Below are 22,750 nucleotides of genomic sequence, written 5' to 3'. Positions count from 1 at the left end.
TGCGATTTGACCGTGCGAAGGACCTTCGTCGATGGGGATGGATTATTGTCAGTTCCTTGTCGACAGTGTCAAAGAATCGACTTCATAATAATCTTTATGAGAACGTGGGTCCTCGCTCTTTTATTATCACTTCTGGCTTTCAGTGCTGTTGCAGAAACAGCGCCAACAGCTATGGCCCCCGCGCAAGATGCGCATTCATTGAAGGAAAAGCTGAAGGCCCTGACAGCCCGTTCAACACACGCTCATTCTGACAATCTGATTTTCGACTTACCAGTAACTTACAATAAGAAAGTCAGTAAGTGGATCGCCTACTATCAAGGGAACGGTAACAAATGGTTCCGCAACTGGTTGCAGCGCTCTTACAAATACATGCCTTTTATTCAGCAAGAGCTGAAGAACTCAGGCCTTCCTTTAGATCTTGCTTACATGGTGATGATCGAAAGTGGTTTTGCTCCGAATGCGACAAGCCACGCTGATGCCGTGGGACCTTGGCAATTTATCGAGCCAACGGGTGCTCGCTATGGTTTGGAAAAAAATTGGTGGCTTGATGAGCGTCGTGATTTGAAAAAAAGCACGGGTGCGGCGATTCGTTATTTGAAAGATTTGTATGCAGAGTTTGGCTCTTGGTATCTCGTTGCTGCGAGCTACAATATGGGTGAAAGCGGACTGCGTCGTCAGATCAAAAAATTCGGCACAAAAGATTACTGGACGCTCATAAAACTTTCTGCGCTGCCGCCTGAAACTCAAGAGTACGTTCCAAAGATTTTAGCCGCTATGTTGATTTCTAAAGCTCCTAATCTTTATGGTTTCAGAGATTTAGAAAAAATGGATCCCCTCGAATATGAAGTGGTCCTTGTCCCGGGCGGAACAGATTTGGATCATGTTGCTGATTTCCTCGGTGTAACACGAAAGTCACTAAAAGATTTGAACGCGGAGCTGTTTTTAGGATACATTCCTCGACAGGTTGAGAAACACTACATTCGAGTGCCAAAGGGTGCCGGTCGTATGGTTTCGAACTATGTGTATTCTAAGAATCAGAAAGTCGCGATTGAATGAAGCCCTTGATTGTTCAAAAGTACGGTGGTGCAACCCTCGCAGATCCTGAAAAGATCAAAGCGGTCTCTGCTCGCATCGCAAAACAGTCTCAAGAAAATTCTTTACTGGTTGTTGTCAGTGCCATGGGCAAGACGACAAATCAACTGATTGATCTGGCAAGCCAAGTTTCTTCTCATCCTCAACGTCGCGAAATGGATATGTTACTCACTGTGGGCGAGCGTATCAGTATGTCTCTGGTAAGTATGGCGCTGAACGATTTGGGTTGTCAGGCGATCAGCTTCACAGGAAGCCAAGCTGGCATTTTCACAGATGATTCCCATGTCAATGCTTTCATCAAAGACGTCAAAGGTTTCCGTGTTGAAGAGGCTTTGCAAAATGATAAAGTCGTTATTCTTGCTGGCTTCCAAGGTGTTTCTCCGATCACGAAGGAAATTACAACTCTGGGTCGCGGTGGCTCTGATACTTCCGCTGTGGCAATGGCGGCAGCCTTCAAGGCAGAACGTTGTGAAATTCTAAAAGACGTTCCTGCCGTATTTACTGCAGATCCTAATGTTGCAAAAGATGCTCGTCCCCTTCAGGAATTGAATTACGATCAATTGATGGAGATGACTTTCTGGGGCGCCAAAGTTCTTCACTATCGCTCGGTCGAGCTGGCAAAAGTTCGTGATGTGACTTTGTACATTGGCCCCGCTTCTAATAAAACTTCCGATGGGACTCTTGTTAAAAAAGGATTGAATATGTTTGAGTCATGCAAAGCTCTTTCTTTGAACTCTCACGAAATAGTTTTGAAAATCAATTCGCAAGAGAAGAACACGGCAAAGGCTTTAAAGAAGTTGCAAGACTTATTCGAAGCAAAACAAATCGCCTTCCCGCAGCTTTTACATTGTGAGATTTCTGAAGGCAATACCGAGATTCTGCTAACAGGCCCCCAAGAAATCATGGGTGCTGTAAAGCGTGAAATCCAAGCCCAGAAAGAATTTGCTCTGAACTCAACAGACTTTTCCACAGTGACTTTGACCTGCACGGGCGCCACTTCGCCTGAAATTCCGCAGAAGGTTTTAGAAAAAGTCGATGCCGCACAAATTCAAGCTCATAAACTTATTATGAGCGCGATGAGTGTGACTCTTGTAGTGAATGCAAGTGAACGCAAAAAAGCGATTGAAGTTCTTCACCCGCTTATTGCAGTTGATGCAGGTCGCACTGTCGCACCTGCTGAAGTTTAATTAAGGCATTAATGAAGGTCCGACGACCTGATACCTGTTTTGGATTTTTTGCCAAATATCTGAATGAGGCCCCGTAATTCCATCAGGTCCCGAAATGCCCGCAAGACCTCGAGCACGCGGATCCATATTTCCACCCGGAAGGAACTGACGCAGATTCACGCCATCTTTCTTTCCAGCAGCACCCGCAGCCATTGCGTAACGAGCTAAAGGATCACCCGATCCGCCGCCTCCACTACCACCGCCAAAGGATCCACCACCCCCAGCGCCATAAAAGCCGGCATTCACACCAACCTCGCCAGCAGGATCCCCAGCAGCGCCACCTTTTTTTGCAGCACTACCACCATCGCCGGCACTATTTCCACCAAGAGCCGCACCGGCCCCTTGTTTACCATCAACCCCAGGGTCATTTCCTGACGTGGGCATGTTGCCTTGGGCAATTTCTGGAGTTCCATTCAAATCACCACCAAAACCATCTGTCGAAGCGCTGCTTGCAGAAACTCCAGGCGTGGTTGAAGCACTCGTCGTCATGTTCCCTGCACTTTGGGTCGCCAAACAGGTCGGGTCATTGGGATTTTTAGAGCAGACACAAACTTTATTCGAAGCCATCGTCGGATTTGAACAATCCATATTGATCGCCGAACAACCCACCAAACTTGGATTCTGTAAGCAAAGCTCCGTCGTCACTGACGACGTGCCGCTGGTTAAGCTGTCACAATTTTTCGCCTGCATTGTCGTCTGCACAAAGTTATTAATCGCCTGCTGTGCCTGCTGCGCTTTCACATTGAATGAAGAACAGGTCTTCTGCTCATCTTTAATCGTACTTTGAAACTGAGTAATTGCATTCGTGGCCGTTCCATCTGGCGAACAGCCTTTTGTAGAATTATACAAAGACATCGCAGCAGAACAATCAGTAGAGCACGTGCCAACACTCGAAGAGCAACTCATTTGATAAGCGGCTGTGGCAGCATTCGCAGCCTGCGAGATATTTGCCATTGAAGAACAAGCTGCGGCTAAACTCGTCGATACTTGTTGACCAAGAATGACTGCCGCCTGCTGAGCCTGCGCAAGACCTGTATTTTGAGAGTCATCACAAGAGTTACGAGCCGCTTCCGTAGAATCTACACACTTTTGAATTGCCGTTTGCATCTGTTGCTGACAAGTCACATTCGAGGCAGTGTTAGTAGTAACTTGTCCATCACAAGAATATTTTCCAGAATGATTTGGATCAGAGATACAACGTTGGCTGCCCGGACACCCAATCGTCGGAAGACGACAATCCTGCATACCAGAACAGTTTTGCGCCCAGCATTCATTATAGTCCGCTCCACACATTTGCACACAATCATTGAACGTCGCCGGTCTTCGATCTGCATTCTGAGCAAATGTTTCGCTTGCAAGATAGAAAATTGCAAAGAAAGTTAGAACGAATCTACAAAGTGAAAGGTGCATTCCCATACCGAGACTTATCGGTAGTCAGTTCGATAAACTTAATTAAGATCAGAGCCTGTCTCGATATGAGACACACATCAAGGCATCAGTGTCGGTTGCACCACCTGATATCGATTTTGGATTTTCTCCCAAATGTTAGAGTTCGGACCTGTGATTCCATCAGGTCCTGAAACGCCAGCTAATCCTCGTCGAGGATCGAGTTGGCCACCAGGTAAAAATTGTCGCAAATCTGCGGCACGCTTCCTCAAGGCTCCCCCCATTCTTCGCATCAGGCCTTGAGAAGATCCACCCGAATCGCGGCCATAACCTCCGAAAGATCCACCGCTGCCACTACCGTAAAATCCAACACTCACGTCAGGACTATTGGCAGCCTCTTTATCTGCAGTTGCGGATTTCTTTCCTGAAGCACTTGCAGAATCACCATTAGAATTTCCGAAAGTCACTCCCGTACCTTGCTTTCCATCAGTGGCTGCATCATCTGCACTGGTGGGCATTGCTCCTTGGGCAGGATCCGGAATTCCATTGAGATCCCCAGAGAAATCTCCTCCGGCAGAGGTCGCTAGCTTTGATGCTGGATCTGCGCCACTGCTGGCTAAATTGCTCGAGCTCTGCGTGGCAAGACATGTTGGATCATTTGGATTTTTCGAACAAATGCAAACTTTATTGGAAGCCATCGCTGCATTCGAGCAATCCATGTTGATCGCAGCACATCCCACAAGATTTGGATTCTGTTGACACAATGTCGCGGTCACACCAGTTCCGCTGGAGCTATCCGAACAGTGAGCCGCATTTGCCGCAGTCGATGCATAATTTTGCACGGCCTGTTGCGCTTGCTGAGCTTTGACGTTAAACCCCTGACAAGTCTTCATCGAATCTTTCGCACTATCATAAAGAGTTGTCGGTGGAGTTTGAGGTGGCCCCATAGTCGTTGCACTCATTTGCTCAACACAAGCCTTTTGCTTATTCCAAAAGCTCACAGCCGTCGCACACAAAGAGTTGCATGAGTTGATCGCTGACGAACAGTTCGCCTGATAAGCTGCGACTGCTGCATTTGCTGCCTCAGAAAGACTTGCCATCTTTGAACACGCCGCCTGCACACTGGAAGCAGTCTGTTGCCCTAAAACCAAAGCCGCTTGTTGCAAAGTATTGATGGTGCTATTCAATGACGGATCTTCACTGTCGTTGCACGAGTGCGAAGTTGAATCCTCTTGGGCTGTACACTTTTCCACTAACTGAGACATCTGCGCCAAACACTGCGCCGTTGTCATGGCCGTTGCGGAAGTGTTGGCGCCTGATGACGCCACGTCGGACTGCCCCGCAGTCACGACCGATGCCGAGAACATTATGAATATAGAGATACCCAAAATTCCCGAATTCCCCATATGATAGTTTTATCGGCATAAAACATGAGGGGCTAAACACAAAGACGTATTGCCTTGAGAATAGTTTCCTAATTTTAATATGGAACGCTGAGGTGATTTATAGTTATTATTATCTCGAAATTGCAGTAAAGATTCACTCAAAGGAGTTTCTCAAATGAGTCAAACGATGCATTCCTTCAAAGTCAAAGCAGCAGACGGTTCTGATGTGTCTCTTGATAAATATCAGGGACATCCCGTATTGATCGTCAACGTCGCCAGCAAATGCGGATTCACCCCACAATACAAGGGCCTTGAAGAGCTCTATGAAAAATTCAAAGACAAGGGTTTCATGATTTTGGGTTTCCCCTGCAATCAATTCGGCTCACAAGAACCCGGCAGCAACTCTGAAATCCAGCAATTCTGCAGCCTCAACTACGGAGTCACCTTCCCTGTCATGGCAAAAATCGACGTCAATGGCAGCGACGCGGATCCTTTGTACAAATGGTTGAAGGAAGAAGCTCCAGGCATCTTAGGGACAGAAATGATCAAATGGAACTTCACTAAATTCCTAATTGGTAAAGACGGCAAAGTTCTTAAGCGCTATGCCCCAAATGACAAACCAGAAGATATCGTAGACGACGTGCAGAAAGCACTTAGCTAAATGTTTGAATCCTGCCTCTGCCTGTGAATATGATTCAGTATAGGCGGAGGCATTCTATGAAATTATCAAGAGTTCTTGCGGCTGGCGCGATGTTGCTGGCAGTTGCAGGTTGCAAAACAGTCGACATTAAAGATGGTAAAATCCCAAGCGGATATCTTTCTCAAGCTAAGAAAATCGAAGGTGTTTATACAGGCAAATTCAATGGAGTTGCCGGTGAACTTGTGATCTCTATCGAAGGGGATAAGCCAGTGGTCACTTATCGCAATGCTCAAGGTGGCGACGATATCTTGAATAACAACTGCCATTCGTTCTTTGGTGATCTTCAAAAAGTTTATTTGAAAGGTAGCAACAGCAATCCACAGGTTTCTGGTGTTGAGTTTGCTTTCAATGCTGGGGCATGCAGCTTGATGATCAGTGGTCGTGAAGCAGAGATCGACATCAAACAAAATGGCAACTCTGTGAAATTGAATGTCTCGATCCTTCAAAGAATCGATCAACGCCAAGTGTGCACTTGGACACCAGGTGCCCCACCAAATGTGCCGCCTTCGCAAGTATGCAACTGGCAGCAAAATCCGGTTTATGTGTACGGCACTTTCTCTCGCTAGTTCCTAACACAATCTGAACAATCCAAACCCACTCTCGACAGAGTGGGTTTTTTATTTCCACCCATGGATCTCGCAATGAGACAGGGCATGAATCATGTATTACCTCTCTGCAAGAGGAACAGTTATGATTCGCCGATTTGTTCAATTTGCTTTTATCTTCACTGCATTGCCATTTTACGTCCAAGCTGGACAAAGCGTATCCAATCGCTGCGAAAGTTTGTTTACAGTTCCAGAACTTTATACGGACTCCAGATTACAGGGGCATGAACTGAAACAGTGGAAAGCCGAAATTGCTCAACGCTTAAATCTGCCAATTGAAAAAATATCGCATAAAAATTTCGACGGCATTTCCGACGCTTTAGCGAAACTCTCCCCCGAACAGAAAGATGAACTTTTAGAACTTGTTACCACTATCTATCGCGACGTTAGCTTCAATAAATATAAAGACCGAGAGTACTCGCACACAAAACGCGTTTTGGACCTGATTGTTTCTCGAACTCTAGATCCTATTAGCTTTTTCAAAAAGCGCATTGTCGAGGGAAAATCGCCAGTTGAAATCTATGATGCTTATTTAAGCTTAAGCTTAGCTAAAACAGGAATTCTAACTAAGTACAGTGGTCACGATGTCCTGCATTTCCTTCGCTGGGTGCAAAATGAAATTCATCGCGAGACTTATACCGATTATGATGCAAGAACGTGGCGCTTGGTATTTTACGGCAGCTTCTTCAATGGTCGCGCGATTCTGCATATTTCAGATATTGATACAATCGCTTCGAGTAAGTCCCAAGATCGTTTTCTGCAAAATCTGACGGACAAATATTATTTTAAGAGACAACCCTTGGACCATGTCTCGAGCAACTCGATGGAAAAATTCACGATTCGCAACGCTGCCCAAATTAATCCAATTGTCTTCGTAGTTTCTCAAGATGCAGTTGAGATGCGCGTTTATCCCGAGGTGCGCGCTGACGAACTCAAGGACACGACAAAACCCGTAGAACCTTTAGTCTTTACCATCGATGGAACTAAGTTTACTTGGTAATAGTATTCCATTTTCTTCTGTCTATTAGTACTTTTGAAGCAAGTCTCCTCTCTGCAATAAAAAACCCACAGGAACACTGCGGGTTTTTAGTTTTAAAAAGTCGCTTCAGCCTTCGCGCCGATCGACGCTCCGGCACTGCCCGCGTTCGCGGACTAGTGCTTACCTTTTTTAGATTTCTTAGGTGCAGCTTCTTCTGCTTCAACTGGTTCAGTGCCTTCATGGTCTTCACCACCGTTGTTGCCTTCAGCATCTACCAAAAGTTTGCCGATACCATTCGCAGCCAAGATTTTGCTACGAAGTTCCGTCATGTATGCTGGGTGTTCTTTCAAGAATTGTTTCGCAGCATCGCGGCCTTGGCCCATGCGCTCACCATTGATAGAGAACCAAGCGCCTGATTTTTCAACGAAGTTCGCAGTCACTGCCAAGTCTAGCAAGTCACCTTCTTCAGAAATACCTTCACCGTACATCAAGTCGAATTCAACTTTAGTGAACGGCGGAGCCATTTTGTTTTTCACAACTTTAACTGCAGTACGGTTACCAGTCACATCTTCGCCATTCTTAATAGCGCCAACACGGCGTACATCCAAACGAACTGAAGAGTAGAATTTCAACGCGTTACCACCAGTTGTCGTCTCTGGGTTACCGAACATCACACCGATTTTCATACGGATTTGATTGATGAAGATAACAAGAGTGTTTGAACGGTTGATCGCCGCAGTCAATTTACGAAGAGCTTGAGACATCAAACGAGCTTGAAGACCTACGTGAGAATCACCCATGTCACCTTCGATCTCTGCACGAGGAACCAAGGCTGCTACAGAGTCGACAACCAATACGTCGATGGCGCCAGAGCGAACAAGAGTTTCAGTGATTTCCAACGCTTGTTCACCAGTGTCCGGTTGAGAGATCAAAAGATCTTCTGTGTTCACGCCCAATTTACGAGCGTAGTTAACGTCCAAAGCGTGCTCTGCATCGACGAATGCAACTGTGCCGCCTTTTTTCTGAGCTTGAGCAATAACTGACAAGCAAAGAGTTGTTTTACCAGAAGACTCTGGACCATAGATTTCAACGATACGACCTTTAGGAAGACCACCGATACCAAGAGCGATATCCAAGCTCAATGCACCAGTGCTGATAGCCTCAACGTCTTTAACCAAAGACTCGTTGGCGCCCAAACGCATGATAGAACCTTTACCGAATTGCTTTTCGATAGTCGAAACTGCCAATTCCAAGGCTTTTGATTTTTCTGAATTTGCTTTGCTGTCTACAGTAGCATTTGCCATCTGTGTTCCCTCTCCTTGTGGCACCTGCCACAACGCAACCATTTCTGGCTAATATTGTTATTAATAATCTAGCAGCCGGGGGCTACTTACTTCTATTTCCTGCCGAGAACTTCACACAGCCAACGAACAGAATAGTCTACGGATGCCTGCTGGATGCCTTTGCGATCTCCCGAAAAGAATTCCTTTCGCGAGTCTTCAAAGTCAGGCCCAGCAATAGCAATACATACAGTGCCCACAGGTTTCGTTGGTGTTCCACCAGTCGGACCTGCGATGCCTGTGATTGCCACAGACCAATCGGTTTTCAGCTGTCGACGCACTCCGTGCGCCATTTGACGAGCGACTGACTCGCTCACCGCACCCTCTTGCATGAGAGTGTCTCGACGGACCCCCAGAAGATCCACCTTCGCCTCGTTAGAGTAAGAAACCACAGAGCCTAGAAATATGTCGGACACGCCTGCTTGCTCTGTTAAAAAAGCCGAAAGTGCACCTCCAGTACAACTTTCCGCAAAACCCACTGTGAGTTTTTGGTCGCGAAGGGATCGAATAAGTTCTTGGAGTTTCTCGTCTCGTACGGCCATTTACGGAACCAGTATCTGAGAGCCCAACCAATTGGTACGGGTGTAGAGAACCTGCATGATGAGACTAGCAACAATGCCTGCCGCGATGTCATCGATCATGACGCCAAGACCTCCTTGGATCTTCTTATCTAAATATCCTATGAATAAAGGCTTCGTAATGTCCAGCAATCTGAACAGCACAAATCCGATTAAAATGGCCTGCCATGTCATAGGCAGCCAAACCATTGTAATCAGGAAGCCAACAACCTCATCGATCACGATTTCGCTGTGATCATGACCACCCTTGTCTTGTTCATAAATCTCTGCGGCCAAAATTCCGACAGGGAGCAGCACAACAATCGCTGCCATATAAACCAATGGCCCCGCCCAACTTAACAGCACCACAAGAGGAATTGTCGCAACAGTCGCCACCGTTCCAGGCGCTTTCGGACTCAGTCCAACACCAAAAAATGTAGCCACCTTTTTGAGGAAGTTTCTCATGCTTAAAGAGGTACGCCGTACCTTTTTGCCATGCAATGCAAAATGATTAGCGTCATGGCGAGTTATTCTTATGGGAGACATCAAAATTAGCGATTCGACTTCAGGGCTCACCTTCCCCATACTGGGCCCACTCTTGGGGGAGTTACAATGATGATCCGCTGGATTGTTTTTCTCTTTGTTCTTGGAGCCGTCACGGACGAGATTGCCTTCGGACAAGAAGTAACTCACCAAGAGATTGATTTATCTAATACAGCGAAGCTCTCTACTCGATGAAGTGCACTTTGAAGACTCGCACTTCTTGAGAGCTTCGCATATATCTCTAAACTCAATCCGCAAACTAGAATTTATAAAATTGCTCGATATCACTGGCGTCGACGTATTTCGATAGAACTTTTCGTAAAGATCCATCAGCAACCATTTCCTTCAATGCTTTTTTAAAGCGTTCACGCTCAGAGGCAGAAATTCTTTTCTTGGAACTATAAATTCCAATCGGCATCAAAGTATTTGTGTCGTGAAAGACTCTGACTTCATTATTCAGATTTAAAAGCTTCAGATGATAGCGACTCAACACGGGTGTGCCGATGACAGCTTGAACTTTTTTATCTTTCAGAAGTTTGAAAGCCGCTTCCAAATTTGAAGCTTCAATATAACGACCTTGCGCAATCAAAGATTTTTTCTCGGCTTCAGAAATCACTGTCGGCACCGCCGCCGTAATCTTGATAGAGTGATCCTTAAGAACGTCCGCGACAGATTTGTTTTTACCCGCAGCTTTCTTTTCCACGACGACCATGCGACTTGAAGAATAGACCTTGTCGAAATTCGCGTGCTCATTCCACTGCGGAACTTCAGCTGAAAATGCATAAAAATCCAAACGATATTGAGATAACTCTGTCGTGGCCTTTTGAATGGAAAGAGGATCTTGATTCAAAGTACAACCTGTGTGCTTTTCGAGCTCTTTAATAAGTTCGTAACTCAATCCAGAGGTTTTGCCATTATCAGCAAGTTCGTAAAATGGAGCTTCAACACTCAAACCAACGCGATAACGAGCCTCGCATTTCGATTCCGCTGCAGAAATACTTGGAACAACAAAGATCAAAGTAACCAGAGACAAAAAGAGCTTCATGAGTATTGTGTTACGCCAATGAAGCTCTAAAGACAAAAATAAAAATTTTGCGGCCACAAGCTAAATCGCTAATGATTTAGAGTAGTTAAGAAGCTGTTAAAGATTAGAACTTAAGTTATAAGCCAGGAAATCTAGAGACCCCAAAATAGACGTCCCCTCATTCGGCGAAGTCGAAGTGTAAATCAGTCCTGCTCTATATACGGGATTTCTACGATCGCGCGAATTCCTTTTCGAGCCATCATAGCAGAGATCACAGCGCGAATTCCGCTGATATTTTTCCCTTTGCTTCCGATCAACTGACCTAAGCTTTTAGGGTGACAATCCACTTTATAAATTGTTGTGCGATCGCCCACCGTATACGTTACCGAGATATCGCTAGGGTGATCCATAATCTCACACAGAATTGCATGAAGAAATGTACGTCCCTTCTCGCGAGCCACTTCATTAGCAGCCTCATCTGATTTAGAGAGGGTGGTTTCAGGAAAGCGTGCCACTTTAACTACTTTAACTTCCTTATCCCCTGACATAAACATCGACCTTTCGATTAATACAAAATTGCTGTTGTATTAATCGGTCAGGTGGACATCGAACTAAAGTAATCCGTCCTGGAAAAAGGTCTAAAAAATAACAATCGAGTAATCCTTCATGATTTGTTAAGGAAGATCTTGGGCCCATGTTTCAGGGAGAGTCGCTCTCGCATCTTCTTCCCAAAATTCGTATTGAGATTTGTCATTACTTGTCCGTTTTTCTTGTTCTCTTTTTATCAACTCATTCCTAAGAACAAGGCCTTCTTCACTCTTCAATAAATCATGAAATTCCACTCTGCGCACACGTTTAAACGGAGCCAATCGCGATCGAGAGAAATTCATAATATCCACTGCAACTTCTTTCGATGGCTCAATATCCTTAGCGAGCACAACAATCGCTTTCGGAACTGCATAACGAACTGGATCTGCACTTGGAATCACAACGACATCGCGCACTGCTGGATATTCTTTAAGAACGGCTTCGATTTCAAAAGGACTTACACGATAATCCGAGCATTTAAATAAATCATCGGTTCGGCCTACATACGAATAGTGACCGTGGTCATCAAGCTTCGCAATATCTCCGGAATGATAAGGACTTGTCGAAAGAATTTCCGAGATCACGCAAATCTCCCCTTCTTTGACTTCACGTCCATCACTGTCGAATAAACGAATTTGGTAACCGGGCAAAGCCTTGCCCAAGGAACCGGAATGAGTGGACTCACCAGGAGTCACACCGATCATCATTGTCGTTTCAGTCTGGCCATAACCGTCGCGAATCTCTACTCCCCAAGCTTCTTTCACTTGTTGAACAATGTCATCGGTGAGTGGCTCCCCTGTACTCAGTGCTTCACGGATCGAGACGCGGGAATTTTTCAAATCAGCTTGCAACAAACGACGCCACACCGTCGGTGGCGCACAGAAGGTCGTGATGCGATAATGCTCCATCGTATCGAGAAGGATTTTTGCGTCAAAGCGACTTAAGCGATCAACGAAGATGGTAGCCTCTGCATTCCACGGAGCAATAAAATTATTCCAATCATGCATCGACCAACCCGGCGAACTTACACCCAAGTGAATATCGCCAGGGCGAAGTCCCATCCAGTACATCGTTGAAAGATGCCCCACTGTTGCCGTTTGAATAGAATGCTGAACAAGTTTGGGTTTCGCCGTTGTTGAAGAGGCAAAGTACAGAAAGCATGGATCTGTCGCCTTCGTTCTTTCGCCACTTTCAAAATCGACACTTTCACGAGTGGCATCAGCATAATCTTGCCAACCCTCTTTAGCTCCGTCGACGATCAGTGCGATTGCAGATGTTGAATCGATTTTGAAGCGATCCCCATTTTCTTTGTTTGTCACAACCATGCGAACGTTTCCGCGTTGCAGGCGATCCTCTAACTCTGCTGCCGACAAGTAAGGACTTGATGGGATAATAATGGCTCCTAACTTCATTGCGGCGAGCATAATTTCCCATAAGGCCGTTTCATTTTTTAGCATGACCAGAATGCCGTCACCCCTATGGACTCCCAATTTCCTTAGATAATTTGCGACTTGATTCGAGCGTTGAGACATATCGGCGAAGCTGTATTTCTCTTCCTTGCCGTTTTCATCGATGATCCATAAGGCTGTGTTTTCATTGCCGTCTGCCATGACGTCAAAGTAATCCAAAGCCCAATTGAAGTTGTCTAATTGAGGCCATGCGAAGTGATTGTAAGCATGTTCATAATCAGCACGATGAAGGATTAAGAAATCACGAGCTTGTTCAAAACCGCCACGCATATTCATGGGTACCTCCGCCAGATTCAGACTAACATTCTGCCGCTTATTGTTGGATTTGTGTTTTCGCAGAATTCTGTGCAAAGGCATTCAGGGCATGCTAAAAGATCTCATGGGCATTTTTAGAGTCATCCTATTAGGTCTTTTCGTTGTCGTCTTTGTCTATGTCACTCATCAACTCACAAGATTTGCGGGCCTTCCATTGTGGGAAGTGCTTCTGGCGAACTTGTTCGTCTTAGCGATTCTTGCCTTGGTTGCCTCAATGCCGTTGTTCTTCTGGTCAGAACGTCGTCTTGAACACAAACCTTGGCACGATCGTCTTTTCGGTGGCGCTCATTTTGGAATGGCTTATATCAACTTCCTTCTTAGTTTTGTGATCATTCGAGATATTGCAAGTTTTGTTGCAAGTTATTCGGTGCCATCATTTGACGTGACGGTTTTGTATAATGCGGATTCGTTGTGGATCATGCTTCTTCTTCCATTTATCTTGATCCTCCTGGGCAATATGGTTGTCCGCTCGGGTCCAAGAATTAAGAATGTCACTCTTCGTTTTTCGAATCTGCCAGACGGTTTGAAAGATCTGCGCGTGATGCACATCACGGATTTGCATATCAGCTCAAGCGTTCCAGTCAATTTTATCGAAAAGCTTGTGAAGCGCGTAAATCACATCAAACCTGACCTTATAGTCTATACGGGCGACATCTTAGATAGCCAAGCGTCTCGCCACCCAAAAGAGTTTGAACTACTCACGCAAATGCGCGCAGGTTTGGGGAACTTCTATGTTCCGGGCAATCACGAATACTATTGGAACGTCGATCAGGCACTAGAGGCTTTTAATAAGATTGGCTTTAAGATTTTGATTAACGAAGCGACAGAGGTCGAAATCAACGGGTCATCGCTGCAAATCGCGGGCGTTCCAGACCCCGCATCCCACACCTTCCATAAAGAAGAGCCCAACTTTGATAAGCTGGCTTCTCAATTGAAGCCGGGAAGTTTTAAAATTCTGCTTTCCCACCAGCCATCTTTGATCAAGGTTTCAAGCACCAAGGGCTACGACCTCCAGTTATCTGGACACACTCACGGTGGACAATTCTTCCCGTGGAACTTGCTCATTGGATTTTTCGAGCGTTACTCGAAAGGTCTGTACAAAGTGAACGGCATGCAGCTCTATGTCAATCAGGGGACCGGTTATTGGGGACCTAGTTTGCGCTTAGGGACGTACTGCGAACTCACTGTAATTACTCTGAAAAAAGCATGACTCCCTCCCGCAGTCTGAGGTAGATTTTCTCTCGCATGTCTGACGAGAAAAATCCGCTCAAAACGAAGCAAGCTGCGAAAAGGAAGGTCATGGACCTTCTTGCCCGCCGTGATCATTCTGAAAAGGAACTCAGAAAAAAGTTGCGCGAGAAATTCTCTGACGAAGACGACGGTCTTGAGGCCGTTGAAGAGGCCATTGCCTACGCCAAGGACAACAACTGGCTAGGTGATCCTTCCATCCTCGCCTATCGTATGGCGGACATGCTTCACCGTCGCAACAAAGGGATTCACTATATCAACCAGTACCTCAAAGAAAAGGGACTGCCCTCTGTCGAGACCGACCGTGACTTGGAGCTTGAAAAGGCTCTGGCAATTGTCAAAAATAAGTACGACGAAGATTATGACTTCACTCGTGAAGATAAAGCTCGCGTTGGACGCCTGCTTGCTTCCCGAGGTTTTGATTCCGAGACCGTGAGAAAGGTTATTTATGAAAAGCTCTGAGATTAGAAATGCGTTTATTGAATATTTCAAGCGCAATGGTCACACGCATGTGCCCTCTTCTTCTTTGATTCCTGAAAATGATCCGACGTTGCTTTTCGCCAACGCCGGTATGAACCAATTTAAAAATACGTTCTTGGGTCTTGAAAAGCGTGATTACACTCGCGCCGTGACATCGCAAAAATGCGTGCGCGCCGGCGGTAAACACAATGACTTGGAAAACGTTGGCTTTACGGCCCGCCACCACACATTCTTTGAAATGCTGGGTAACTTTTCTTTCGGCGATTATTTCAAGAAAGATGCGATTCACTTTGCATGGGAATTCCTAACGAAAGACTTGGGCATCCCTAAGGAAAAACTTTACGTCACAGTTCATACCTCTGACGATGAGGCGGCCGACATCTGGCATAACCAAGAAGGCGTACCTCGCGATCGCATCTTCCGTTTCGACAAAGACAACTTCTGGAAAATGGGTGACACCGGTCCTTGCGGTCCTTGTACTGAAATCTTCTATGATCACGGTCCAGATGCTGGAACTATTGCTGATCCATTCAAAGGCATCGAGGCCGGTGAAGATCGTTTTGTTGAAATCTGGAATTTGGTCTTCATGCAATACTTCGAAAATCCCCCAGGCACACTGACTCCACTACCAAAACCATCTGTGGATACGGGTTCTGGTCTTGAGCGCGTAACAGCGGCGATGCAAGGCAAGTTCAACAACTACGATACGGATTTGTTCCAACCCATGATTCAACTTGCTTGCAAGATTGGTAACTTGGAATACATCACGGATAAAAGAATCTTAGCGCAAAATCCGAAAGCCGCTGAAACAACATCAGCTCTTCGTGTGTTGGCGGACCATTGCCGTTCGACTTCATTCCTGATCGCTGACGGCGCTTTACCTTCGAATGAAGGTCGTGGTTACGTTCTTCGCCGTATCATGAGACGTGCAATTCGCTATGGTCGTAAATTGTCTGCAGATAAATCATTCTTGCCTGGCATGGCGGAAGCTTTAATCGAAACAATGGGCAAAATTTATCCAGAGCTTGTTGAACGTCGCGATCATATCTTGAACACGATCCGTGACGAGGAAGATCGTTTCTTGGCCACTCTTGATAAAGGCACTGAAATCCTCATGACAGAGCTTGCGAAGGCAAAAGCCAAAGGCGTAAAAGAACTTTCTGGCGAAGTTGTTTTCAGAATGTACGATACTTACGGTTTCCCTGCTGATTTAACTCGCGTGATTGCGAATGAAAATGGCGTTGAGGTTAACGAAGCCGCTTTCGAAAAAGAGATGGAAGCAAACCGTGCAAAATCAAAAGCATCTTGGAAGGGCAAAGCTCTTGGTGCCGATGAACAACACATGATCAAGTTCGCAAAAGATTATGCCACCGGCGGCAAGAACGTTCAGTTCTTGGGCTATGAAGGTACAATCGGTGATGGTCACGTGATGGCTCTTTCAAATGGGCACGAGACGGTAAAAGAACTTAAGACAGGTGACACTGGATTGATGATTCTTGATAGCACAACCTTCTATGGCGAAGGTGGCGGTCAAGCAGGTGACGTTGGTTACATCATGCTTGATACGAATCGTGCTCGAGTTTTGAACACAACCAAAATCGACGACATCTTCTTGCATCACGTGGAAATTGAACACGGTCATTTCCAAATTGGAAACACTGTTGTGACTGGCGTTGATCCGGTCGAAAGAAGAAATACAGCAAGCAATCACTCGGCCACTCACTTATTGCACGCGGCCCTTCGCAAGGTTTTAGGTGTGCACGTGACTCAGGCGGGTTCTTTGGTGGATGCTCAGAAAACTCGTTTCGACTTCACTCACAATAAACCTTTAAGCTCTGAAGAGATCAAAAAGATCGAAGACCTCGTGAACGAACAAATTGCTCGCTCACTAGAAGTTAAGACAGAGACAATGCCTCACAAAAAAGCCATCGAAAAAGGCGCTATGGCCTTGTTCGGTGAAAAATACGCCAACGACGTTCGCGTACTGACAATGGGTGATTTCTCTTGCGAGTTGTGCGGTGGTACACACGTAAAGAACACGGCTGCAATTCGCTTATTCAAGATCACTTCCGAAAGCGGTGTCAGTGCTGGTGTTCGCCGTGTAGAGGCCATCACTGGTGACTTGGCTGTGAAATTCATGATGAGCGCCGTTGAACATTTGGATGACGCTTTATCAGCAGCGGGTTTGCAAAAGTCTGCTCACTATTTGAAAAATTTGGAATCAAATGTTGAACAAATCGCGATTGATTCTGAGGCTTATAAAAAATCAACTTTGGCTGGAAAAATCGAACAGTTGAAAGACCAATCAAAAGCTCTTGAGAAAGAAATCAAGAAACTTCAAGGTGGAGCAATCAACGTCGATGATCTTGCAGCGAAGGCCTTAGCTTACAAATCTAAATCTGGCGTTGCCGCTAAATTGGTTCTTGCCGATGTAGCTATCGATGACCGCGAAGTTTTGGCGAAAGTGACTGATGATCTTAAAAACAAAATCCACAGCGGCGTTGTCATCGTTGTCGGTCACGGTGAAGGCTCAAATCCAATCATCGTCAGTGTTTCCAAAGATATTACGGCCGACAACAAAGCCGGCGATCTTCTAAAAGAGGTTGCAGGCGTTATGGGTGGTAAAGGCGGCGGTCGTCCAGACTTCGCTCAAGGGGCTGCTCCTGATCGTACAAAGATCAACGAAGCCTTCGGTAAAGTGAAGTCTCTCTTAGGGGTTTAAAACGCGGATCTAAAGTGGCAGCTCTCTAAAAAGAAAAAGGCACTGATGTTGAATCAGTGCCTTTTGTTTTTGTTCTTTTAAAAAATCACTGTGCACAGCTCATCGATTGATAGTTCTTCGCAATGTAATCGACCAAACCACGGAAGGAATCCCCTTGCGTGCCGCAGAAGTCTTTATAACCTTTTCCACAACCGTCAAATGATTCACCTAGATTCAACTTCTGACCATCTACGATCAAACTCGCATAGCCAGCAGTATAAGACTGTGTGCACACGTCTCCGGAAGAGGTTTTGCCACAAAGATTGTAGCTCTTCGTATAAGACTGAAGTTCTGCAAGATCGTGGGAGTTCAAACAAGCACTTTGAATAACTTGATTCTGGTTATCCACCAAAGTGATCGCACCGGTGTCCACTTGCACTGTCAGCGGACCACTTGCTGTCGGAACTTCAACAGCAGTTACCGGAGATGTTGATGATTCATCCGTTCCGTCCACGGCATCTGTCGCCGCAATCGCGGAATTTGCACTTGAACTTGAATCAGGCCCGAAGCCATTGCGGCCACAATTTTGGAATCCCAAAATGAGACAGCCTACGATGATTAAAGTCCAATTTCTGATCATGGATACTCCCTGAAGTACATTTCGGCATAACTTCAGGGAACTTGACGTTGGTATGTTAGTTTGTGACCGGATTTCTTTGTTCTTCTGAACAATACTTGGTCACCAGGTCGATAAGCGTTTTCTTACGAATTGGTTTTCCGCAATGTTCGTCGGCTCCGACGGCCATGCTTTTCTCCCAATCCTCTGTAAAATTATTAGCCGACACCACTATGATAGGGACCCGAGCCAATCCGTCTTTCTTTTCGATTTCACGAATCTTGCGAATGGCGTCCAGTCCTGAAATCTTTGGCATTTGTACGTCCATCAATATCAAGTCGTAGCTTCCGGACGTATACTTATCGATGCTTTCATAGCCATTGAAGGCTGAATCAATTTCCAAATTATCAAACGACTTCAAATACGCCTTTAAAAGGGCATGATTTTCTTCCATATCATCCACCAGTAAAATGCGCTTTTTCTTCGTGCTTTCCGTCTGTGGTCCTTGCATCGCTTGCACCGGAATCGTCTGATACTCAAGTTCGCGGGCTAACCAAAGACCTGACATCTTCACAGGCACCTCAATATAAAAAGAGAATGTCGATCCCACAAACTGAGTGCTTTGACATTTCATTTGTCCATCCATCAACTCGACAATTTTCTTAGAAATACTAAGGCCCAACCCCGTACCGCCAAACCTGCGAGTGACCGAAGAGTCTTCCTGGCCAAATTCATCAAATATACGTTCCAGATTTTCTTTTGAAATTCCAACGCCGGTGTCTTTCACTTCGAAATGCAGACGGCGTTTCGTGGAATTTTGCAATTCCGTCAGACGAATCGAGAAATCAACACTGCCTGTATCCGTAAATTTCACAGAATTCCCCAGCAAGTTCAAAATCACCTGCTTCAAGCGAAGGGCATCCCCCGTTACCAGGCAATCCATTTTAGGATAATGCACGTGGAACTGCAGACCTTTGCGATAAATGGAAGGCATTACCAGTAACTCTGCTTCACGCACAATTTCACTGAGCAAGAACTCTTTCGATTCCAAAATCATCTTACCGGCTTCGATTTTTGAAAAATCCAAGATATCATTCAGAACTCGCAACAAAGACTCGCCAGCGCTTAACAGCGAATTCACATATTCGCGCTGTTCGTGACTTAGGCGTGTTTCTGTTAAAAGATCCGCAGAGCCCAACATCGAATTCAACGGAGTGCGAATCTCGTGACTCATCGTCGAAAGGAATGCTGATTTTGCTTTTGTCGCGGCTTGCGCACTGTCGCGAGAAAGGCGCAGTTCTTCGAAATCATTTTTTTCGCGTGAAATCACGTAGCGACCCGTTAGATACAAAGTCAAAGAACCCAGCAGATACGCACCGAAAACCGACATAATCAGAATAAGCAAGCGATGGTAAAGACCACCATAAGCTTCGGTTTTATCTTGATAAAAAACCAAGAACCAATCATGACCTTTGATAGATACCGGCTTCGCTATAGTTAGATAGGTATGATTATCTGCCCCCGAAAACTCTTGCATCTTTGTATCGCCGATAGCCAAGGATTTGCTAAATAACCGAGGCATCGACTGAAACTGTGAATGTGTCGTGGCTTTCTCGTAGCGATACCCCAGCATTGGGATATCACGAGCAAGCAACGGCAATACCGCGTGACCTGTTTCATCAACAACGATCAAACCACCCGTTTTTCCAAGCTGAAATGCATTTAATTTTTTCGCAATTTCAGACGTCAGAGTATCAATGCCCACCACGCCCAGAAGCTGGCCTTCTTTGTAAAGACCCGTGGCTGTCGTAAACATGACCTTTTCCATGTAACCTTTATCGAAATAAAAGTCGCTGAAGTTCAATCCGGGACTGTATTTGTTCATCGCCCACCATTGAATCGAAGGGTCTTTGTCGTAGCCAGGAGTATTGAATTCCTCGCTGATGAAAGATCCCGCCTCCATGTATTTAGGACTTCCCTCGATGGCAGCGTTACGATGAACAGTTAAAACATAGGCGTTGCGGTGAAAATATTTTTTAGACAGCTCTGGGCCCAATGCAAAGAATGCATTGTATTCCATCGGAAATGGCGCCAGAGTTTCGCTCGCGAAGTCTTTAAAGCTTTTCGCACGGACGTTCATCGGCATGAATTCGAGCATCTGCACGACGTTTTTTAATTTTTGAACATTATTTTCCAGATTCACGAAGCCCGTTTTCAGGCGCTCGGCTTCTTGAGAAAGGCGCGGTTCAATTCTCTCGCGCACAGACCGCTGTTCCAGATTCACAAGGTAAGCACCATAGGCACCGATGACGCCAAGGACTATCACAGTCAGCACAAAATGATTGAGCAAGAATAAGTGCAGAAAAGTGATTTTTCTCTTCATGGTCCCCTAAGAAATCAGTTCGACAGCCATTCCATCATAAACCAATTTTCCCTCAGTTGTGCGTTACAACATGGTACTTGGACTTACCTCTGGGGAATAAAATTGGGGCCACTTTGGACACCTGTGGATCTTCCTTAGTTTTCGCATTGCATTTGATTTGCCTAGTTCATGGACAGTGACTAGCCTTCACGGGTCCAGTAAATCCTAAAGGAGAATTAAAAATGAAATCATTGATCTTGGCTTCTTTGCTCATCGGTTCTTCAGCTTTCGCTGATACAACTCTTTTCAACTGCGTTGTTCCCTCTCAAACTAACTCTGTGAAGTTGACAGTGACTTTGGCCGCGGACCAATCTGCTGACTTCGTAACTGTTAACTTGGTTGAGAAAACTGGTACTTCTCAATTCTTCACTCAAGCAGACAAAGGTGCTATCACATCGCAAATTGCTCAAGGTGCTTTGCAATTCTTGGCGATGACAGACAAGACATCTCAAACTGCTGAAGGTGTTATCACTAATGCAGGTATTTTCTCTATCAACAAAGGTCAAGATGGCAACTTCACTGGTCTTTTGCTTGCGAACAGCAACATCTACCAATTGAATTGCACTAAATAGCCTTAATCAAAGTTCGGCTGGAAAGACCAGCGACCGATCTTATTAAAACCCACAATTCTAACGAATTGTGGGTTTTTTCTTTGCAGAACAGACACTGAAATAAAAAAAGCCCCTTGGTTCACAAGGGGCCCACCTCTTACTCGATACAAGTTCGAGGATACAACTAAGTTCGATTTCTAGAAATCTACACGCAAGTGTGCGTAGTATGAGTTGTAGTCAGCTGCGCTGATTGCAGCATCAGTGTCAGATTTTGTGATCAAACGGTAGTAACCCATACGAAGACCGATGTTGTTGGTCAGTCTTTGTGTCGCAAAGATGTGGTAACCTTTACTGTTAGGCTGAGAGTAGAATGGGATCAACTCAAGAGCCGCTGATTCATCAAGATAGTAGTACTTATCTGTATTGATGTACTCAGCACCGATGATAGTTCTGCCATTCGCGCCAAATGCCTTAGACAAAGAGAACAAGTATGATGAAGCCCAAGTGTCTTTAGGCGGGTTGCCATCAACATAGTGAGATCCATAAAGCTGAGTGCTCACAGAACCAGAAATACCAGTCATTGCGATATCATCAAGACCTAGATAAAGCATGTTGGCAGTTCCATCGTAACGGTTCGGTCCACCAGTGATTGTCTGATTGTTATTCGCAGTTTTCGGAGAACTTGGGTTGTCGCCCCACCAGTAGAAATTCTGGTAGTTGTACCACATGTACTCGGCACTGAACTTCTTGAATAGAGAACTTCCAGTGTAAGCATAATCCGCTAGGAACGTGTACTGAGGAGTTGTTCCTGTTTTATAGTTGCCGTTGTTAGTATCTTGCCACTGATGAGTGCGGTCATAAGGATCGACGTTCACCCATGGAGTGTAGAAGAAGCTCGCTGACAACGTATGTCCTTCGGGAAGCTTGAAGTCGTAAGACAAAGCCGCGCCATCGAAGATAGCGTTGTAAGCAAAACGAGGGTACGTTCCTTGACGAGCGATACCATCAAGCTGATTGATCGGCATACCATTGTTTGTTGGCATACGCCCAATGGAGAAAGTTAATGGAATGTCGAACTTGTAAGCCAGGTAAGCTCTATCGAAATATGGCGCAGAACCATTCATCTGATAAGAACCTTCTTCTGACTTCTTCCAGTTTGGCCAAGATTCGTTACGGCCTTCTAGATTCCAGAACTTACTCATCGCGATCGTTGTATAAACCTTAGTTTTTTCATTGATCGTGAAATCACCGTTAATAGCAACGGCAGTAGAATATCCATCCAACGTATCAGTGGATGTCATGTTGTTGTTTGTAAAATGCTCGTAACGGTTGATCAAAACACCTGACCAGATAACGTTTTGAAGAATGTTTTGAGTTTCAACGTCAGAAAGACGTTTTTCCATTTCATCCAAACGGGCTTTCATTGTTGCCATGTCGTCAGCCGCTGCAAAAGCTACAGAGTTTGCTGCGACCAATGAGGCGAATACTGTTGCAAATAATTTTGTAAATTTCATTGTATGTCT

Annotated in this window: 20 protein-coding genes; 9 read left to right on the top strand and 11 right to left on the bottom strand. The window is 45.4% G+C overall.

Translation table 11 applies throughout. From position 1 onward, the window contains the following. Nucleotides 1-96: 96 nt before the first annotated feature. Both VF412_RS11540 and VF412_RS11535 read left to right on the top strand, forming a co-directional pair. Nucleotides 97-1,056 carry a lytic transglycosylase domain-containing protein gene (locus VF412_RS11540; RefSeq protein WP_331339397.1) on the top strand — a complete coding sequence of 320 codons (960 nt, stop codon included), beginning with the start codon at nt 97-99 and terminating at the stop codon, nt 1,054-1,056. Next, nucleotides 1,053-2,279, top strand: coding sequence for an aspartate kinase (locus VF412_RS11535; RefSeq protein ID WP_331339396.1), 1,227 nt, complete (start codon nt 1,053-1,055; stop codon nt 2,277-2,279). The genes VF412_RS11540 and VF412_RS11535 overlap by 4 nt, the downstream gene beginning before the upstream one ends. Here VF412_RS11535 and VF412_RS11530 read toward each other — a convergent pair whose 3' ends face one another. Together VF412_RS11530 and VF412_RS11525 are read right to left on the bottom strand one after the other, a co-directional pair. Further along, a complete protein-coding gene (locus VF412_RS11530) occupies nt 2,280-3,734 on the bottom strand; it encodes a hypothetical protein (RefSeq protein WP_331339395.1) in 1,455 nt (484 codons plus the stop codon). A gap of 71 nt (nt 3,735-3,805) precedes the next feature. Further along, on the bottom strand, nt 3,806-5,110 hold the full coding sequence (locus tag VF412_RS11525; RefSeq protein WP_331339394.1) for a hypothetical protein: 1,305 nt from the start codon (nt 5,108-5,110) through the stop codon (nt 3,806-3,808). A 154-nt stretch (nt 5,111-5,264) separates the two neighbouring features. On the opposite strand from VF412_RS11525, the gene VF412_RS11520 reads away from it, so the two are divergent. From VF412_RS11520 to VF412_RS11510, 3 genes are all read left to right on the top strand, one after another. Further along, entirely contained in the window at nt 5,265-5,750 is a 486-nt protein-coding gene (locus tag VF412_RS11520) for a glutathione peroxidase (RefSeq protein WP_349259005.1), read from the top strand. A 56-nt stretch (nt 5,751-5,806) separates the two neighbouring features. After that, nucleotides 5,807-6,355, top strand: a complete 549-nt coding sequence (locus VF412_RS11515; protein ID WP_331339393.1) for a hypothetical protein — start codon at nt 5,807-5,809, stop codon at nt 6,353-6,355. Nucleotides 6,356-6,479: 124 nt separating this feature from the next. Continuing rightward, nucleotides 6,480-7,394 (top strand): hypothetical protein, encoded by a 915-nt coding sequence (locus VF412_RS11510; RefSeq protein ID WP_331339392.1) that lies wholly within the window; start codon nt 6,480-6,482, stop codon nt 7,392-7,394. 152 nt (nt 7,395-7,546) lie between these two features. Here VF412_RS11510 and recA read toward each other — a convergent pair whose 3' ends face one another. From recA to VF412_RS11480, 6 genes are all read right to left on the bottom strand, one after another. Next, complete coding sequence (gene recA / locus VF412_RS11505; protein WP_331339391.1) at nt 7,547-8,677, bottom strand: recombinase RecA; 1,131 nt, start codon at nt 8,675-8,677, stop codon at nt 7,547-7,549. Nucleotides 8,678-8,769: 92 nt separating this feature from the next. Then, on the bottom strand, nt 8,770-9,255 hold the full coding sequence (locus VF412_RS11500) for a CinA family protein (protein ID WP_331339390.1): 486 nt from the start codon (nt 9,253-9,255) through the stop codon (nt 8,770-8,772). Then, nucleotides 9,256-9,963, bottom strand: a complete 708-nt coding sequence (locus tag VF412_RS11495; protein WP_331339389.1) for a phosphatidylglycerophosphatase A — start codon at nt 9,961-9,963, stop codon at nt 9,256-9,258. Nucleotides 9,964-10,072: 109 nt separating this feature from the next. Then, nucleotides 10,073-10,858, bottom strand: a complete 786-nt coding sequence (locus tag VF412_RS11490; RefSeq protein ID WP_331339388.1) for a substrate-binding periplasmic protein — start codon at nt 10,856-10,858, stop codon at nt 10,073-10,075. A gap of 182 nt (nt 10,859-11,040) precedes the next feature. Continuing rightward, the gene (locus VF412_RS11485) at nt 11,041-11,352 is read right to left on the bottom strand and encodes a KH domain-containing protein (protein WP_331339387.1); all 312 of its coding nucleotides are present in this window, start codon (nt 11,350-11,352) and stop codon (nt 11,041-11,043) included. Nucleotides 11,353-11,511: 159 nt separating this feature from the next. Continuing rightward, nucleotides 11,512-13,170, bottom strand: a complete 1,659-nt coding sequence (locus tag VF412_RS11480; RefSeq protein WP_331339386.1) for an AMP-binding protein — start codon at nt 13,168-13,170, stop codon at nt 11,512-11,514. A 103-nt stretch (nt 13,171-13,273) separates the two neighbouring features. On the opposite strand from VF412_RS11480, the gene VF412_RS11475 reads away from it, so the two are divergent. The 3 genes from VF412_RS11475 to alaS are packed head-to-tail and all read left to right on the top strand — an operon-like array spanning nt 13,274 to nt 17,659. Further along, on the top strand, nt 13,274-14,419 hold the full coding sequence (locus tag VF412_RS11475; protein WP_331339385.1) for a metallophosphoesterase: 1,146 nt from the start codon (nt 13,274-13,276) through the stop codon (nt 14,417-14,419). A 35-nt stretch (nt 14,420-14,454) separates the two neighbouring features. Then, a complete protein-coding gene (locus VF412_RS11470; protein WP_414640839.1) occupies nt 14,455-14,919 on the top strand; it encodes a regulatory protein RecX in 465 nt (154 codons plus the stop codon). Continuing rightward, nucleotides 14,906-17,659 carry an alanine--tRNA ligase gene (gene alaS / locus VF412_RS11465; RefSeq protein ID WP_331339383.1) on the top strand — a complete coding sequence of 918 codons (2,754 nt, stop codon included), beginning with the start codon at nt 14,906-14,908 and terminating at the stop codon, nt 17,657-17,659. Before VF412_RS11470 ends, alaS begins: the two co-directional genes overlap by 14 nt. 85 nt (nt 17,660-17,744) lie before the next feature. Here the strand turns inward: alaS and VF412_RS11460 are convergent, their stop codons facing one another. After that, the gene (locus VF412_RS11460; protein ID WP_331339382.1) at nt 17,745-18,278 is read right to left on the bottom strand and encodes a hypothetical protein; all 534 of its coding nucleotides are present in this window, start codon (nt 18,276-18,278) and stop codon (nt 17,745-17,747) included. Nucleotides 18,279-18,333: 55 nt separating this feature from the next. Beyond that, the gene (locus VF412_RS11455) at nt 18,334-20,637 is read right to left on the bottom strand and encodes a hybrid sensor histidine kinase/response regulator (protein ID WP_331339381.1); all 2,304 of its coding nucleotides are present in this window, start codon (nt 20,635-20,637) and stop codon (nt 18,334-18,336) included. A gap of 221 nt (nt 20,638-20,858) precedes the next feature. Here VF412_RS11455 and VF412_RS11450 point away from each other — a divergent pair, with 221 nt between their 5' ends. Then, on the top strand, nt 20,859-21,248 hold the full coding sequence (locus VF412_RS11450; protein ID WP_331339380.1) for a hypothetical protein: 390 nt from the start codon (nt 20,859-20,861) through the stop codon (nt 21,246-21,248). Between the two features lie 176 nt (nt 21,249-21,424). Here VF412_RS11450 and VF412_RS11445 read toward each other — a convergent pair whose 3' ends face one another. After that, entirely contained in the window at nt 21,425-22,741 is a 1,317-nt protein-coding gene (locus VF412_RS11445; RefSeq protein WP_331339379.1) for a DUF3373 family protein, read from the bottom strand. Nucleotides 22,742-22,750 lie beyond the last annotated feature (9 nt).

Source organism: Bdellovibrio sp., from assembly GCF_036384735.1.
In the GTDB taxonomy this organism is placed as follows: Bacteria; Bdellovibrionota; Bdellovibrionia; order Bdellovibrionales; family Bdellovibrionaceae; genus Bdellovibrio.
Note: the sequence above shows the minus strand (reverse complement) of the source record. Positions and strands in the feature narration are given on the sequence as shown.